The organism is Klebsiella sp. LY (assembly GCF_004010915.1).
GTDB lineage: Bacteria > Pseudomonadota > Gammaproteobacteria > Enterobacterales > Enterobacteriaceae > Klebsiella > Klebsiella quasipneumoniae.
In genome coordinates this window covers 4,669,249-4,683,465 of the sequence record NZ_CP022444.1, presented here as the reverse complement: position 1 = coordinate 4,683,465, position 14,217 = coordinate 4,669,249, and the positions used below count along the sequence as shown (strand labels likewise).

Below are 14,217 nucleotides of genomic sequence, written 5' to 3'. Positions count from 1 at the left end.
TAAAGAAAATATGAGGTCGGATCGCTCCGACCTGGCAGGGTTATTTCGGCTGTTTAGCAAACCACTTTACGTAAATCTTGTCGTAGGTACCATCGGCGCGCAGGGCCTGCAGGGCCTGGTTGACTTTTGGCGTCAGGCTGCTGTTTTTCTGCATCGCAAAGCCATACTGCTGTGGCAGAATGCTGTCCGTCTCACCAGTGGATTTGACCTTGCCATTACCCGCCGTCTTCACGTAGTAAAGGACATTCGGCGAATCATGAACGACGGCATCGAGATTACCGGCCTGCAGGTCAAGGTAAGCGTTATCGATATTCGGGAACTCGATGTAATTCGCTTTATATTTGCTTTTCATAAAGCTGGCTGCCGCCGTCCCCTGCTTAAGGCCGACTTTTTTCCCGGTCAAATCACTGAATTTAACAATGGAATTGTCGGTACTTTTCACGGCTATTAACAGGTCAGCATTATAATATCCTTCACTGAAGTCCACGACCTGCTTGCGCGCATCGGTAATCGTTATTCCCGCCATCGCCACGTCCAGATTACGCGACTGCAGACCGGGGATCAGGCCGCCGAAATCCATCGGCCTTAATTCGTAGCTGATATGCATTTTCTTCGCAATCGCGTCCCACAGATCGATATCAAAGCCGACATATTTATCGCCTTGTTTAAATTCAAATGGAACAAAGGCAGTATCGACACCCACCGTTATTTTATCTTCTGCTGCTGTAACAAAACTGGCTGAACAAATAACTAATGCCAGCGTCAGCTTTAATTTCTTAAATAATCCACTCATAATTACCCTCAGCGTCAGTGAAATAGCCTACAACGAACGTCACCCTGCGAAATATCTCGCCGGAAGAACCAATAACAAGAGCTGATATACCGGGCGCAATTTTATGCGCCCGAATAAAAACGATAACTTATGCAGAAGACAGAGAGTCAGAGGTAGCCGGTGCTGGCGTCTGGGCGCTGTTCATCACCATGGAGAGAAAACTGTAATAACCGTTTATTCCAATCAGATCCACCACGCCCTTCTCGCCCCATAACTCAATGGCTTGTTGCCAGGTCTCATCGCTGACCTTTTGCTGTTGATGCAGCTGCTGACAGAAGTCATAGACCGTCTGCTCATCGGGCCGGAGATCCACGGGCCGGCGCCTTTCCTTAATCGCCTGCACCGCCGCGGCAGCAATCCCTTTCTCGCGTGCTATCGGCGCATGGATCGCCCACTCAACCGGCTGCGACCAGTGCCGCGCGGTCAGCAAAATCGCCAGTTCAGAAAGACGCTGGCCCAGCGCGCTGCGATAGCGCAGGTACTCCCCCATACGCTGGGCATGGGCCATCAGCTCGGGGCTCCGCAGCAGCGGTTCAAAGGGCGGCAGCAAGGCGCCGCGCGGTCCGTTGATAATCTCTTCCGCTAACTGACGCTGCTGAACGTCCCATTCCTGTTCCGCCAGGGGCGGTAAACGATTGCTCATAATTTCCCCGTCTCTTCACGGATCACGCAGTTCAGGGTATCGACCACAAAATCGAGCTGCGCCGGGGTGATGATAAACGGCGGTGCAATCAGAATGTGGTCGCCAGACTGGCCATCGATGGTGCCGCCCATGGGATAGACCATCAGTCCACGCGCCATGCAGTTTGCTTTGATCGCAGCGTGCAGCTTCAGGGAAGGATCGAACGGCGTTTTGTCGTCTTTATCACGCACCAGCTCGACCCCCGCAAACAGGCCGCGTCCGCGCGTATCACCGACATGCGGTAACTCCCCCAGCACCTCGCGCAGCGCCTTGTGCAGATAGGCGCCCTGCTGTTTGACGGCGTCCAGCAAATTATCCCGCGCGATCACTTGCTGCACCGCCAGGGCTGCCGACGCGGCGGTGGCATGACAAATGTAAGTGTGACCATGCTGGAACAACCCGCTGCCCGCCTTTAGCGCGGAGACGATAGTCTCACTCGCCAGCACCGCCCCAATCGGCTGATAGCCTCCGCCGAGTCCTTTGGCGATGGTCACTAAATCGGGCACCACGTCATCCTGTTCAAACGCATGCAGCGTCCCGGTCCGCCCCATACCGCACATCACCTCATCCGCGATGTACAGGATGCCGTATTTGTCGCACAGGCGGCGGACCCCTTGCAGATAGCCCGGCGTCGGCGGCGTGGCTCCCGTCGTCGCCCCCACCACGGTTTCGGCACAGAAACCGATGATCGTTTCCGGGCCGGCCTCAAGGATGGCTTGCTCCAGCTCATTAAGCAGGCGCTCGGTATATTGCTGTTGGGTCTCGTCAGCCCGGCGATCGCGGTACTCATTGCAGGCGGAGACGCGGATAACATCCATTAATAAGGGAGCAAACTGACGACGGCGCCATTCGTTCCCCCCCACCGCCAGCGCGCCCAGCGTATTGCCGTGATAGCTCTGTTTACGGGCGATAAAGCGGGTGCGCGATGGCTGGCCGATCTCCACAAAGTACTGCCGCGCCATCTTCAGCGCCGTCTCTACCGCCTCAGAACCGCCCGAGACAAAGTAGGCGTAGTTAAGCTCGCCGGGCGCCGTGCGGGTGAGATGTTCTGCAAGCTGCTCGACGGCATCGCTGGTGAAAAAGCTGGTATGCGCATAGGCCAGCCGATCGATCTGGCGGTGCATCGCCGCCAGCACATCAGGATGCGCGTGTCCGAGGCAGGAAACCGCCGCCCCGCCGCAGGCATCAAGATACGGTTTTCCCTGGGCATCAAAGATATAGGCCCCTTGCGCACGTGAAGCCACCATCGGCGTGCTACGCAGGCTGCGGTGAATGACATGACTCATACTGGGTTCTGCTCCTGAATCCGCTACATGAATTGAGCGTATCTTGCAGGATCCATTTGGATCACGTCAACGAATTAAAGATATAAATGCATCCATTATTCTTATAATTGATACATTTGAATCATTTATCAGGACTTACCGGGGATCACGTAGGCGCCAGACTCAATAAGATAGCGTTCGGCATTTTCAATTTTACTCACCGCCTCCCGACCGTGGCGCACCACCAGCATCGCCAGCAGGCACTCCGCCAGGCCCATGCCGGAGACCACGGAAGGGAAAAATGACGGACTGTCGATGGAGAACAGCAGCGTGCAGTCTGCCGCCTGCGCTAAGGGGGAAACCGGCGAGTCGGTAATGGCGAGGATCTTCGCCCCGGCCTGCCGGGCTGCCTGTAAAACATCCAGTGATTCGCGTGAATAGGGAGCAAAGCTGGTGAGTAAGACGCAGTCCCGGGCGGTTAGTTCGCGGGTAAAAACTTCGATATTGCTGGCCAGGCCATCGATCAATGACACCTGGCGGTTAAACAGTCGATAGACATAGAACAGCGACCACGCGATCGGAAAGCTGGCGCGGAATCCGCAGATATAGACATTCTCCGCGCTATCGAGCAAGGTCACCGCCTGCTCCATCTCCTGGGCATTTTCATTTTGCGTAAAGGTCAGATTCGCCTGATGCGCCTGAAAAACCTCTTTATACAGCTGCGTTTGCGTCCCGCGGGCCATCATTTTTTCCGCTTTTGATACGTATGTATCATTGCGCAGCCCCAGATCGTCAATGAAATCACTTTTCAGCTCGCTCCAGCCGCGGTAGCCCAGCCGCTGCGCCAGACGCAGCAGCGTCGCCGGTTTTACCCCGGCTTCCGCCGCGAAGGCACGCATTGATAACACCACCAGCTGACTGGCATTTTGCAGTGAGAACTCGGCGGCGCGTTGCAGCTCGGGCGACAACCCGCCGAATTCATTAATGATTTTTTCCCTGAGATTCATGGCAGCCACTGACTGGTTTTAAGTGAAAGCTATCTAATCATATTTGAGATCAAGACTCTATAGGCTGGTCTAACACCCGGGGGCCATCCTTTGCGCTCCTGAGCATGGCGAACCGCCCTACCCGTCACTTCTCCAGCCAGTCGATAAAAAACGCCATAAACGCCGACACCTGCGGCGGTTGCAGCTTTCGCTGGGGAAAGACAAACTGCAGCCCAACCTCCTTGCGGTCTAAGGGGCTAAATCCGGTGAAGCGATCGGCAAACAGCACCTGAAGCCGCCCCTCCTCGACATCCCTCTTCACATCCCACCATGATTTACCGGCGATCCCCGACCCGCTGAGCGCCCACTGCCGCAGCAGCGCCCCATCGTCGCAGACCATCGCCGGCGTCACCCGGATGATCTGCTCTTTTCCCGCCTCCTCAAAGCGCCACTCGTTCATCACCACACCGTGCCGCTCCAGCGCCAGGCAGCGGTGATGATGCAGCGCCTCGGGCGAAGCCGGCGTTCCACCGGCGGCAAGGTAAGCCGTCGAGGCCACCAGCACCCGGTGGTTAGGACGGATGTGGCGGATGGCCAGGCTGCTGTCCGGCAGATTACCGACGCGAATGCTCATATCCAGCCGGTTGGCGACCAGATCCTCCACGCGCTCGCCTAAGTAGACGGAAAAGGTCACTTCCGGGTGACGGCGGGTAAAGTCGACGATGGCCGGGCTAAGGTATTGTCGGCCAAAGTCGGAGGGGGCGGAAAGGCGAATATCGCCGCTCAGGACGCCCTCTTTTTGCGTCAGCAACGACTCGGCGTGGCGCGCCTCCTCCAGTACGCGCCGCGCGGCATGATAAAAATCTTCCCCCGCGTTGGTCAGGGTGATAGCGCGCGTGGAGCGATGGAACAGGCGGGTCTGGTAACGCTCTTCCATCGCCTTCAGGCGGGCCGTCATGGTGGCCGGCGAAAGCGACAACCGTCTACCGGCGGCGGAGAGTCCCCCCGCTTCGGCGACTGCCACCAGCAGCGCCATATCTTCCAGCTTGCCCATTTTTCGTATATCCCGAAAAGTGAATCTATTTTTCGTCTAATTATCAAAATCAGCTCCCGACTGTAAAGTGATTTCCATTCCACTCGCAAGGGACACCACTATGAACACGCTCTCACTTTTTGATCGTCATCGCATCGGTACGCTGCCGCTGAAAAACCGTATCGTCATGGCTCCCATGACCCGGGCGCGCGCGCTGCAGCCGGGAAATATCCCCTCCGCGCTGATGGCGGAGTATTACCGCCAGCGCGCCAGCGCGGGATTGATCGTTACGGAAGCGACGCAAATATCTCCCGAGGGACAGGGATATTCCTGGACGCCCGGCCTGCATTCCGCAGACCAGATTGCCGGCTGGCAGTTGACGACCCGAGCCGTACATCAGGCCGGCGGCGTTATTTTTTCTCAGCTCTGGCACGTGGGACGCATGTCGCACGCCCGTTTTCATGCGGATGGTCAACCCGTGGCCCCCTCGGCGCTGGCGCCGGACGCCCAGGTCTGGGTGGTGGATGAGCAGGGCCGGGGCCAGATGGTGGACTGTTCACCCCCGCGGGCGCTCTCCCGGTCGGATATCCAGCGTATTGTCGCCGATTACCGTCAGGCGGCGCGCAATGCGATCGCGGCGGGGTTTGACGGCGTGGAAGTACACGGCGGCAATGGCTATCTGATCGACCAGTTCCTGCGGCGGACCGCCAACCAGCGTACCGATGAGTACGGCGGCAGCCTGAACAACCGGATCCGTTTTGCCCAGGAGGTGCTGACCGCCATCGGCGACGCAATCGGCCGCGAGCGGACGGGCATCCGCCTTTCCCCCTTCATTACCCAGCGCGGGATGAATGACCCGCAGGTGATCGATGCCATCCTTGCCCTGGCGGCCTGGTGCGAACAGCAGGGCATCGCCTTTATCCATCTGGCGGAAGCGGACTGGGACGATGCCCCAGCCGTTCCCCGACACTTCCGCGACGCGCTGCGCGCGACCTTCAGCGGCACGCTGATCGTGGCCGGGAATTACGATCAGCAGAAGGCGGAGCGCATTCTTGACGCCGGTCTCGCCGACCTCGTGGCTTTCGGCCGGACGTTTATTGCTAATCCCGACCTGCCGCAGCGGCTTCTGCATCGCTGGCCGCTGGCTACCGTCAGCGATCCCGGCACGCTGTTTGGCGGCACGGAGGCGGGCTATACCGACTATCCCTTCTATACGGAGCATAAAGAGTGAAAATGACCCGCAAAATGTTACCTGCCGGCCGTGGTGTCGCGGTTGCCCGCACGCTGGCCAGACGCGGCCTCACGCGCCATCGCTGCGCCACCGCGCTGCTGCTTGTCGCAATGTCCGGCTCCGCGTATGCAGCCCAACAGGATCTGCTGAAGCCGGCGCAACTCATCGCTGACGGCAGCCTTCCCGCGGCCACACGCGCCGCCAATGAATATGTCGCCAGGCAGTATGCCACGTTCTGGAATACCGGTGATGCCGCGCTGGCCCGGGCGGCGCTGGCGGAGAATTTTATCGATAAAACGCCCCCGGAAGGTCGCCGACAGGGGCCGGAAGGGGCGATCCTCGCCTCCAGAGCGTTTCGCCAGGCGGTGCCGGATTTACGCTGTGATGTCGAACAAATGATCGTGGCCGGTGACCGGGTGGTCTCACACTTACATTTTCATGGCCACTTTACCGGGACCTTCGGCACCCGGCAGGGTAAGGGACAAAATATCGATTTTATCGCCACCGATATCTATCAGATCCGCGGCGGTAAAATTACCGCCAACTGGCATATTGAAGATAACCTGACGCTGATGAAACAGCTGGGCGCGCAATAAGCTGCCTCCGGACGGTGCGTCAGCGATCGCCAACACGGCGAGCCGCCCCGGTCTCCGCTGGGACGACTCGCCTGGCGTCAGCCGGCGCTTAGATTTGCGCCAGCCCGCCGTCGACATAGATCTCTGCGGCGTTAATAAAGCTCGACTCATCCGACGCTAAAAACACCACCGTCCGGCCAATCTCCTCCGGCTCGCCCAGCCGCCCGAGCGGTACGCCGGCGGCCAGAGCATCGAACAAGCCCTGGCGATCCGCCTCCGCCACCAGCCCTCCCAGACCCGGGGTACGTACCGGCCCCGGGCTGACCACATTAATGCGGATCCCGCGGTCGCTAACCTCCAGCGCCCAGGAGCGCGCCAGGCTGCGTACTGCGGCCTTACTGGCGCTATAGATGCTGAAGTTAGCCGTCCCTTTTACCGCCGCCGTAGAGCCGGTCAAAATCACCGAGGCGCCGTCGGTGAGCAACGGCAGCGCTTTCTGCACGGTGAACACCACCCCGCGCACGTTAGTGGCAAAAATCCGGTCAACGTGCGCTTCGGTAACGGCGCTGAGCGGCAGCATTTCTCCGCCGCCGGCATTGGCGAACAGTACATCCAGCCGGCCGGACTCGTCGGCAATGGTCGCAAATACCGCGTCAAGGTCGCTTAACACGCCGGCATCAGCGCGGATCCCGCGGGCGGCGGGTCCGATGAATCTTACCGCCGCATCCAGCTCCTCCTGACGGCGGCCGGTGATGTACACCTTCGCGCCCTGCTCCGCCAGCGCTTTCGCCGACGCCAGGCCAATCCCGGCGCTGCCGCCGGTGACTAACGCCACTTTATCCGCAAGTTTTTTGCTCATGGTGCATTTCCTTGGTTAGAGTATAAACAGGCCAGGCTCGCGAAAGCGCCCGCCGGGTATGGAAAGCACTGTAATCGTCCCGGCGAGGCGGAAAAATGGCCTAATCTGAAAAACACTCTTCCCCTCGGTGGATAATCACCTCCAGTAACCAGGATAAAGCGAATAATGGACCGGTTTTCAGCTCTTAAAGCCTTCACCCGCGTTGTCGAAGCCGGCAGCTTTACCCGCGCCGCGGACTCGCTGAATATGCCCAACGCCACCCTCAGCAAAACCATTCAGCAACTGGAGGCGCATCTTGGGGTTTCTCTCCTGCAGCGCACTACGCGGCGTATCACCGTGACGCCGGAAGGACGGGAATACTATGAAAAGGCCCGGCGCCTGCTGGAAGACCTGGAAGAGATCGACGCCGCCTTCAATACCGCCCGCAATAAGCCAAAGGGCCATCTGCGGATCGCCATCGGCGGGTCGACCGCGCGCGATGTGCTGATCCCGCTGCTGGCGGACTTTATGACCACCTGGCCGGATATCCGTATCGATTTGCAAGTGGCCGATAAGCCCTCGGACCTGATCGGCGGCAATATTGACTGCGCCATCCGCGGCGGACCGATGGAAGACTCGACGCTGATTGCCCGTAAAATCGGCGAGGCGGCGCTGGTTACCTGCGCCACCCCGGGCTATCTTCAGCGCTATGGTACGCCCGCCTCACCGAATGAACTGAACCATGGCCACCGGCTCATCAGCTACCTGTCGCCGGCCAGCGGCAGAGCGTTTCCGTTTCGTTTTGCCCGTCACGGCGTCAGCACCGAGCTGAAGACGGAGCACCATCTCGGCATCAATGAGAGCAACGCGCATATTGCCGCCGGCGAGGCGGGCTTAGGCATTGTGCAGACCTTTACCTATTCGCTGAAACCGGCGCTGGCGAGCGGCAAGCTGGTGGAGATCCTCAGCGCCTGGCGCCCGGCCCCCTATCCTTTTCACGTTGTCTATGCCCGGCACCGGCACGTCCCGCCCCGGCTCCGCGTCTTTATTGACTGGCTGGCGGCGGTTTTTCCGTCTGCGGTGCAGGGATAGCGCGCGTTATCTGACGCGGAGCAGGTCGCCGTATCGCGTGGTGTAGCGCGGCGATAGCATCTCTCGCTTCATCTGCCACTGCTGCTGGACCCCCTGGCCGGCAAAATAGAGCGCCCCCCTGCCGTTTTTCGCATTCAGCTGGTCGAGCACCTGCATCAGCCTGGCGCTGTTCTGCCGCGGGGCAAGCTCGTCGAACAGGTTCAGCTGGGCGACGCCCTGGCTGTAGAAATCGCCGAGCATCACCCCGGCCTTCTGATAGCGATGCCCCGCTTTCCAGATGGCATCCAGGCAGTTTGTCGCCGCGGCGATAATATCCCGGGAATCCTGCGTCGGCGTCAGCAGCTTCAGTGAGGCGCTGTTGCCGTAATAGGGTTCATTCAGCGCGAAGGGGCTGGTTTTGACAAAGGCGGAGACGAACCGGCAGTACTGATGCTCACCGCGCAGCTTTTCTGCTGCCCGCGCGGCATAGCTGCAGATCGCCTGGCGCATATCCTCATAGGCCGTAATGCGATCCCCGAACGAGCGGCTGCAGATAATTTCCTGCTTAGCGGGAGCAAACTCCTCCAGCGCCAGGCAAGGCTCGCCGCGCAGCTCCCGTACCGTTCGCTCAAGCACCACCGTGAAGTGCTTGCGGATAAAGCGGATATCGCTCTCCGCCAGCTGGAGTACCGTGCCGATCCCCATTGCCTCGAGCTTTTTACCGATCCGCCGCCCGATGCCCCAGACCTCACTCACCGGCAACAGCGCCATCAGCTTCCGCTGCCGCTGCGGGCAGGATAAATCCACCACCCCGCCCGTCTGCCGCTGCCACTGCTTCGCCGCGTGGTTGGCCAGCTTCGCCAGGGTTTTGGTCGGGGCGATCCCGACGCCCAGCGTCAGATGGGTGCGCTGCTGCACCGTGGCGCGGATTTCCCGGCCAAAGTCGGTCAGATCTTTGCAGTGGCGCACGCCGCTGACATCGCAAAAGGCTTCATCGATACTGTAAATTTCGCAGCGCGGGGCGAGCTCTTCCAGGGTGGTCATTACCCGGTTGGACATGTCGGCGTACAGCTCATAGTTGCTGCTGAACGCCACGACGCCGTGGCGAAGAAACGCCGCCTTCTGCTTAAAGTAGGGTTCGCCCATTTTCACAAACGGCTTCGCCTCCGCCGAGCGGGCGATCACACAGCCATCGTTGTTCGACAGCACCACCACCGGCCGCCCCTTCAGGTCTGGCCGGAAGGCGGTCTGGCAGCTCGCATAAAAGGCGTTCACATCACAGTGCGCGAACATGATCAACCCGCCGCCTTGATGATGTAGGTCACCACGCCGAAAATATCGAGCGTCTCCTCGCGGCCGACCACGATGGGCGAATAGGCCGGGTTCATCGGGTTAAGCTGCACCCGGGGCAGAAGTTGCAGCTTTTTTACCGTAAATTCGCCGCCGACGGCGGCAATGACGATATCGCCATGCTCCGCTTTACGCGCGCTGTCCACCACCAGCAGATCGCCTTCGTCAATGCCGGCATTGATCATGCTGTCGCCTGCGGCTTTGACAAAATAGGTCGCGCTGGGATGCTGCACCAGCAGCTCGTTGAGGTCGATTCGCTTCTCGACATAGTCCTGGGCCGGGCTGGGAAAGCCGCACTGCACCAGGTCGGCAAAAAAGGGAAAGGAGACAATCTGACGTAGCTCAACCGGCGTGTAAAAGTTCATTTTTTAACCCACCACATAAAACTGAATATATATACAGTAGTTTTGCCTGTTTTGCCGGTCAATATCGGCTCCAGCTATCAATCGCCAGCACTGAAATAACTCCTTGATGTCAATGGGGGTCCTCTTCAGCGCCCGCGAACCGTTTGCTGCTTTTGCGCGCAGCCCGCCCGCCGCGCGAGGTGGTAGATGCGCCGCGCCGCGGCATTCGCTTGACACTGTACATTAATACAGTAAAACTAACGCCCGCGATCAGCATACAGAGGACAGAAGATGTTTGTGGAACTGATTTATGACAAGCGCAATTTTGCCGGGCTGCCGGGCGCCAGAGAGACCATTCTTAACGAGCTGACCAAACGCATGCAGCGCATTTTCCCGGAGGCGGAAGTGCGCGTGAAGCCGATGATGACGCTGCCGGCGATCAACACCGACGCCAGCAAGCATGAAAAAGAGCTGATCAGCCGCACGGTGCAGGAGATGTTTGAAGAGGCGGACATGTGGCTCACTGAAGAGTAATGCCGCCCGTTAGTCGCGGCGCCCCCCTCTTTAAGAGCTTTCCCGGATGTAGCAGAGCCACGGGCAACAGTACAATAGCGGCGGTTGCAGACTGGCAATGCAACCTTCGCTCACCTGCTGGCTCTTGCATACGGCCAGCAGGTGAGCCTCCCGGACATGCCTGCCGGCCTTTCCTCATCGCCCTCACAGCGTCTCCGGTAGCGCCGCTATAATTCTATCCACCAGTTCGCGATGCTCATGCACCTTCCCGCATTTAACAATAATCTGTCTGGCGTTGTCATAGCCCGGCGCCCACAGCCGATTATTAAGCAGAACGTCCTTGTAGACCGCGATCAGCGGTTTGTTCCACGCCGCCGCCATGTGCACCACCGAGGTGTCCGGGGAGATAATCAGCTCCGCCTGGGCAATCAGCGCCATCGCATGGTGTAACGTGTTAAATGGGTTAATCACCACCTCCGGCGGCAGCGGGATGCGGATCTCACGCCGGTGATCGAGCAGAATAACCGCGATCCCCGGATGGCGAGCCAGCAGCTTGTCAAGCAGTTCGGCCAACTGCGTCTGCGAGAGACTGCGGTCGCCATGGCCGGCAAAAATATTAATCACTACCGCTTTTCTGCTCAGCGACGCCAGATACTGCGCCACCTCCTGCATAATCGGCCCGGGCACCGCCAGGTCGTAAGCGTCCAGCCCGCGGGTGTCCAGTTTGAGATAATCGGCGATCAACTCGAACGTTTTCGTCACGTGCCAGCGCTGGCAGTCAAAATCAAAAGAGTGGGAATAATGCTTAATCGACGGCCATTTATTAAACCCGAGCACCGATTTCGCTTTTATTTGTCGGAAAAGCCGCAGGCGATGCACGGGAATATCGAACAGCGAAGGGTCAATAATAATATCGTACTTATTATTAGCTAGTTCATTAATAACATCGCGGGGAACGTTATGATTAAATTTTCGCAAAAAATCGGCGGACGTAACCGGTTCAGCTTCATAAATATAGCGGATCCGCGGGTTATAACGCATCACCTGGCTATTAGAGGTCGTCAGCAGGAAATCAACGATATAGCCTGACTGATGCAGGCATTTCACCAGCGCGGAATCCACCACCACATCGCCGACCGCCCCCTCATTGCGCATCAGTAAGACGGTTTTCGCGGACGACAAATCCACCGGCTGACGGCGTCGGCGATCCCAGAGCGCTTTCGCCACGCCCACCCGCAGGGCATTACGTACTTTCTTAGTAAAGTAATTTCGCCGTCTGTTGAGCTCCCTTATTTTATTAAACTTCTTGCGTGGGGAGCCCTGCATGGTTGCATCGTGCATCATCCTAACCTCATTACGGCAATCATTAATATTCTGTGTCGTCCGATAGAGACTGAGCGAAATAAAAAAAGTTCGATTGAAAATGAAAATCATTCTTTTTTTTATTTACAAAACTCATCCAGCCCTGCGGGATTGCACCACAGCACTGTGAAGCAATAATGAGTGAATAGTGAATTTGCCGGCCCACCGTTGGCAGGCCGGCGCAACAGCGCTAAGCTGGCTGCTTTATGAAGTCAGGAGGACGCTATGCTTGAAGCAGTAGAAGGTAATATCCATCAGCGGCTGTGCGCGCTGCTCGACGAACATCAGGCGCGCTATCGGGTGATGGCGCACGAGGCGGTCGGCCAGTGCGAAGCCGTCTCGGCGATCCGCGGCACCGCGCTTGGCCAGGGCGCGAAAGCGTTAGTCTGTAAAGTCAAAGGAAACGGCGTCAACCAGCATGTGCTGGCGATCCTCGCCGCCGATCGGCAGGCCGACCTCGCCAGCCTGGCCCGGCATATCGGCGGCAGCAAAGCCTCGCTGGCCAGCCCGGCGGAAGTGGAAGCGCTCACCGCCTGCGCGTTCGGCGCCATTCCCCCCTTCAGTTTCCATCCGGCGCTGCGGCTGGTGGCCGACCCGCTGCTGTTTGAGCGCTTCCCACAAATCGCCTTTAACGCCGGGCGCCTGGACCGATCGATCATTCTCGATACCGAAGACTATTTACATATCGCCCGACCGGAGATCGCGACCTTTCGCCGTCTTAGCTAACCGGGCATCGGCCCTGATTTCCGCCGCATGGCGTAAAAATCCTGTTTATTCACGCCACGATGCGTAGAGTCAGCAGGATATTTTTTGGCATTCTTTTTTTGGCAAGGACCTCTGTACATGTTTGATACCACCCTGTTGATCCTGCTGGGTCTGGCGGCGCTCGGCTTTATCAGTCATAACACCACCGTAGCAATCTCCATCCTCGTGCTGATTATCGTGCGCGTCACGCCGCTGAACGCCTTCTTTCCCTGGATTGAGAAGCAGGGCCTGACCGTCGGGATCATCATTCTGACTATCGGCGTGATGGCGCCCATCGCCAGCGGCACGCTGCCGCCATCGACGCTGATCCACTCCTTTATGAACTGGAAATCGCTGCTGGCGATTGCGGTCGGGGTGTTTGTCTCGTGGCTTGGCGGACGCGGCGTCTCGCTGATGGGCTCCCAGCCGCATCTGGTGGCCGGGCTGTTGGTCGGTACGGTGCTCGGCGTCGCCCTGTTTCGCGGCGTCCCGGTCGGGCCGCTGATTGCCGCCGGGATCATCTCGCTGTTTATTGGGAAGTCGTAGCCAGGCTGCCGTGATAGCGGCCCGGCGTCTGCCCCAGCCCTTTCTTAAACATGGTGATGAAGGCGGTGGTGGAGTCGTAGCCCAGCACCTGGGCCGTCTGCTGCACCGTCTGCCCGCGGATCAGCAGCTGCAGCGCGAGGATCAGCTGCAGCTGATGGCGCCAGCGGCGAAAGCTCAGCCCCGTTTCACGCACCACCAGCCGCGCCAGATTGCGCTCGCTCATCGCGAACTCCGCCGCCCACTGGCTCAGGGTCTGCCAGCGCGCCGGATCCTCGGCCATCATCGTCACCATCTGGCGAATTTTCGGGTGGTTCGATACCGGCAGCTGCAGGTGCTCCTGCGGCTGACGGGGCAGCTCATCAAACAGAACCTGCACCAGCCGGGCCGTGGCGGGGGCGGCCAGCGACTCCCCGCCGCGTTCCGCCAGGGCGAGGATCAGCTCCCGCACCAGCGGGGAAATCTTTAACGTACAGCAGCGGTCCGGCATCGGCGCGGCGCCCGGCTCGATGAACAGGAAGCACACCTGGGCGCCGGGGGTGGCGCGGTTACTGTGAGAAAGCTGGCCCGGGACCCACACCGCATACTGCGGCGGCACCATCCACATCGCGTTCTCCACCTCGCAGGTTAAGGCGCCGTGCAGGGCGAGGATCAGCTGCCCCTTACGGTGGGAATGCGCCGGAATATACTGCTCCGCCTCCACCACCCGAATACGAAAGGCAATGGCCGATTCGTGGCCACTGTCCGGTTCATAACCATCCAGACCCAGTCCGATCATCATGTTGTCCGATATTAGCGATAATCTGTCATTTTAGCTTGATTTAAACAGAGGACAAAGTCGCTATCGT

Annotated in this window: 16 protein-coding genes and 1 pseudogene; 7 read left to right on the top strand and 10 right to left on the bottom strand. The window is 58.9% G+C overall.

Annotated elements, in window-relative coordinates; genetic code table 11:
• Positions 1-40: 40 nt before the first annotated feature.
• The 5 genes from glnH to CE636_RS25985 form a co-directional block, all read right to left on the bottom strand.
• Positions 41-793 carry a glutamine ABC transporter substrate-binding protein GlnH gene (glnH, locus tag CE636_RS26005; RefSeq protein WP_017898602.1) on the bottom strand — a complete coding sequence of 251 codons (753 nt, stop codon included), beginning with the start codon at positions 791-793 and terminating at the stop codon, positions 41-43.
• A gap of 127 nt (positions 794-920) precedes the next feature.
• Positions 921-1,475 (bottom strand): carboxymuconolactone decarboxylase family protein, encoded by a 555-nt coding sequence (locus CE636_RS26000; protein ID WP_017898603.1) that lies wholly within the window; start codon positions 1,473-1,475, stop codon positions 921-923.
• Entirely contained in the window at positions 1,472-2,800 is a 1,329-nt protein-coding gene (locus tag CE636_RS25995; protein ID WP_017898604.1) for an aspartate aminotransferase family protein, read from the bottom strand. Before CE636_RS25995 ends, CE636_RS26000 begins: the two co-directional genes overlap by 4 nt.
• Positions 2,801-2,928: 128 nt before the next feature.
• On the bottom strand, positions 2,929-3,786 hold the full coding sequence (locus tag CE636_RS25990; RefSeq protein ID WP_004203760.1) for a MurR/RpiR family transcriptional regulator: 858 nt from the start codon (positions 3,784-3,786) through the stop codon (positions 2,929-2,931).
• A 124-nt stretch (positions 3,787-3,910) separates the two neighbouring features.
• Positions 3,911-4,819: a LysR family transcriptional regulator gene (locus CE636_RS25985; RefSeq protein ID WP_017898605.1), complete on the bottom strand. Its 909-nt coding sequence runs from the start codon at positions 4,817-4,819 to the stop codon at positions 3,911-3,913.
• A 100-nt stretch (positions 4,820-4,919) separates the two neighbouring features.
• Between CE636_RS25985 and CE636_RS25980 the strand changes: the two genes are divergently transcribed.
• Positions 4,920-6,029 carry an alkene reductase gene (locus CE636_RS25980; protein ID WP_017898606.1) on the top strand — a complete coding sequence of 370 codons (1,110 nt, stop codon included), beginning with the start codon at positions 4,920-4,922 and terminating at the stop codon, positions 6,027-6,029.
• Positions 6,030-6,031: 2 nt separating this feature from the next.
• Positions 6,032-6,625 carry an ester cyclase gene (locus tag CE636_RS25975; RefSeq protein ID WP_032446977.1) on the top strand — a complete coding sequence of 198 codons (594 nt, stop codon included), beginning with the start codon at positions 6,032-6,034 and terminating at the stop codon, positions 6,623-6,625.
• Positions 6,626-6,713: 88 nt separating this feature from the next.
• Here the strand turns inward: CE636_RS25975 and CE636_RS25970 are convergent, their stop codons facing one another.
• A complete protein-coding gene (locus CE636_RS25970; protein ID WP_017898608.1) occupies positions 6,714-7,463 on the bottom strand; it encodes an SDR family oxidoreductase in 750 nt (249 codons plus the stop codon).
• Between the two features lie 165 nt (positions 7,464-7,628).
• Between CE636_RS25970 and CE636_RS25965 the strand changes: the two genes are divergently transcribed.
• Positions 7,629-8,534 carry a LysR family transcriptional regulator gene (locus CE636_RS25965; RefSeq protein WP_017898609.1) on the top strand — a complete coding sequence of 302 codons (906 nt, stop codon included), beginning with the start codon at positions 7,629-7,631 and terminating at the stop codon, positions 8,532-8,534.
• A gap of 6 nt (positions 8,535-8,540) precedes the next feature.
• Here the strand turns inward: CE636_RS25965 and CE636_RS25960 are convergent, their stop codons facing one another.
• Complete coding sequence (locus CE636_RS25960) at positions 8,541-9,806, bottom strand: Y-family DNA polymerase (protein WP_004203752.1); 1,266 nt, start codon at positions 9,804-9,806, stop codon at positions 8,541-8,543.
• A gap of 2 nt (positions 9,807-9,808) precedes the next feature.
• Positions 9,809-10,228 carry a translesion error-prone DNA polymerase V autoproteolytic subunit gene (locus tag CE636_RS25955; protein WP_004203751.1) on the bottom strand — a complete coding sequence of 140 codons (420 nt, stop codon included), beginning with the start codon at positions 10,226-10,228 and terminating at the stop codon, positions 9,809-9,811.
• A 270-nt stretch (positions 10,229-10,498) separates the two neighbouring features.
• On the opposite strand from CE636_RS25955, the gene CE636_RS25950 reads away from it, so the two are divergent.
• Positions 10,499-10,741: a DinI family protein gene (locus CE636_RS25950; RefSeq protein ID WP_004203750.1), complete on the top strand. Its 243-nt coding sequence runs from the start codon at positions 10,499-10,501 to the stop codon at positions 10,739-10,741.
• Positions 10,742-10,924: 183 nt separating this feature from the next.
• Here CE636_RS25950 and CE636_RS25945 read toward each other — a convergent pair whose 3' ends face one another.
• On the bottom strand, positions 10,925-12,061 hold the full coding sequence (locus tag CE636_RS25945) for a glycosyltransferase family 9 protein (protein WP_074404065.1): 1,137 nt from the start codon (positions 12,059-12,061) through the stop codon (positions 10,925-10,927).
• Between CE636_RS25945 and CE636_RS29465 the strand changes: the two are divergent.
• The 3 genes and pseudogenes from CE636_RS29465 to CE636_RS25935 all read left to right on the top strand — a co-directional run bounded on the left by CE636_RS29465 (position 12,056) and on the right by CE636_RS25935 (position 13,372).
• Positions 12,056-12,212, top strand: a pseudogene (locus CE636_RS29465) (hypothetical protein). The gene CE636_RS25945 and the pseudogene CE636_RS29465 overlap by 6 nt on opposite strands.
• Before the next feature lie 95 nt (positions 12,213-12,307).
• A complete protein-coding gene (locus CE636_RS25940; protein WP_004203748.1) occupies positions 12,308-12,808 on the top strand; it encodes a YbaK/prolyl-tRNA synthetase associated domain-containing protein in 501 nt (166 codons plus the stop codon).
• 117 nt (positions 12,809-12,925) lie between these two features.
• Positions 12,926-13,372 carry a DUF441 domain-containing protein gene (locus tag CE636_RS25935; protein ID WP_004203746.1) on the top strand — a complete coding sequence of 149 codons (447 nt, stop codon included), beginning with the start codon at positions 12,926-12,928 and terminating at the stop codon, positions 13,370-13,372.
• Here CE636_RS25935 and CE636_RS25930 read toward each other — a convergent pair.
• Positions 13,356-14,150, bottom strand: a complete 795-nt coding sequence (locus CE636_RS25930; RefSeq protein WP_017898612.1) for an AraC family transcriptional regulator — start codon at positions 14,148-14,150, stop codon at positions 13,356-13,358. The genes CE636_RS25935 and CE636_RS25930 overlap by 17 nt on opposite strands.
• Positions 14,151-14,217 lie beyond the last annotated feature (67 nt).

Bases quoted from the DNA above. Each gene is read 5' to 3' on its own strand.
- CE636_RS25980 (WP_017898606.1), top strand. From the start codon at position 4,920: ATGAACACGCTCTCACTTTTTGATCGTCATCGCATCGGTACGCTGCCG.
- CE636_RS25975 (WP_032446977.1), top strand. From the start codon at position 6,032: ATGACCCGCAAAATGTTACCTGCCGGCCGTGGTGTCGCGGTTGCCCGC.
- CE636_RS25950 (WP_004203750.1), top strand. From the start codon at position 10,499: ATGTTTGTGGAACTGATTTATGACAAGCGCAATTTTGCCGGGCTGCCG.
- CE636_RS26000 (WP_017898603.1), bottom strand. From the start codon at position 1,475: ATGAGCAATCGTTTACCGCCCCTGGCGGAACAGGAATGGGACGTTCAG.
- CE636_RS25930 (WP_017898612.1), bottom strand. From the start codon at position 14,150: ATGATGATCGGACTGGGTCTGGATGGTTATGAACCGGACAGTGGCCAC.
- CE636_RS25970 (WP_017898608.1), bottom strand. From the start codon at position 7,463: ATGAGCAAAAAACTTGCGGATAAAGTGGCGTTAGTCACCGGCGGCAGC.
- CE636_RS25985 (WP_017898605.1), bottom strand. From the start codon at position 4,819: ATGGGCAAGCTGGAAGATATGGCGCTGCTGGTGGCAGTCGCCGAAGCG.
- CE636_RS25945 (WP_074404065.1), bottom strand. From the start codon at position 12,061: ATGCACGATGCAACCATGCAGGGCTCCCCACGCAAGAAGTTTAATAAA.
- glnH (WP_017898602.1), bottom strand. From the start codon at position 793: ATGAGTGGATTATTTAAGAAATTAAAGCTGACGCTGGCATTAGTTATT.
- CE636_RS25995 (WP_017898604.1), bottom strand. From the start codon at position 2,800: ATGAGTCATGTCATTCACCGCAGCCTGCGTAGCACGCCGATGGTGGCT.
- CE636_RS25960 (WP_004203752.1), bottom strand. From the start codon at position 9,806: ATGTTCGCGCACTGTGATGTGAACGCCTTTTATGCGAGCTGCCAGACC.
- CE636_RS25990 (WP_004203760.1), bottom strand. From the start codon at position 3,786: ATGAATCTCAGGGAAAAAATCATTAATGAATTCGGCGGGTTGTCGCCC.
- CE636_RS25955 (WP_004203751.1), bottom strand. From the start codon at position 10,228: ATGAACTTTTACACGCCGGTTGAGCTACGTCAGATTGTCTCCTTTCCC.
- CE636_RS25940 (WP_004203748.1), top strand. From the start codon at position 12,308: ATGCTTGAAGCAGTAGAAGGTAATATCCATCAGCGGCTGTGCGCGCTG.
- CE636_RS25965 (WP_017898609.1), top strand. From the start codon at position 7,629: ATGGACCGGTTTTCAGCTCTTAAAGCCTTCACCCGCGTTGTCGAAGCC.
- CE636_RS25935 (WP_004203746.1), top strand. From the start codon at position 12,926: ATGTTTGATACCACCCTGTTGATCCTGCTGGGTCTGGCGGCGCTCGGC.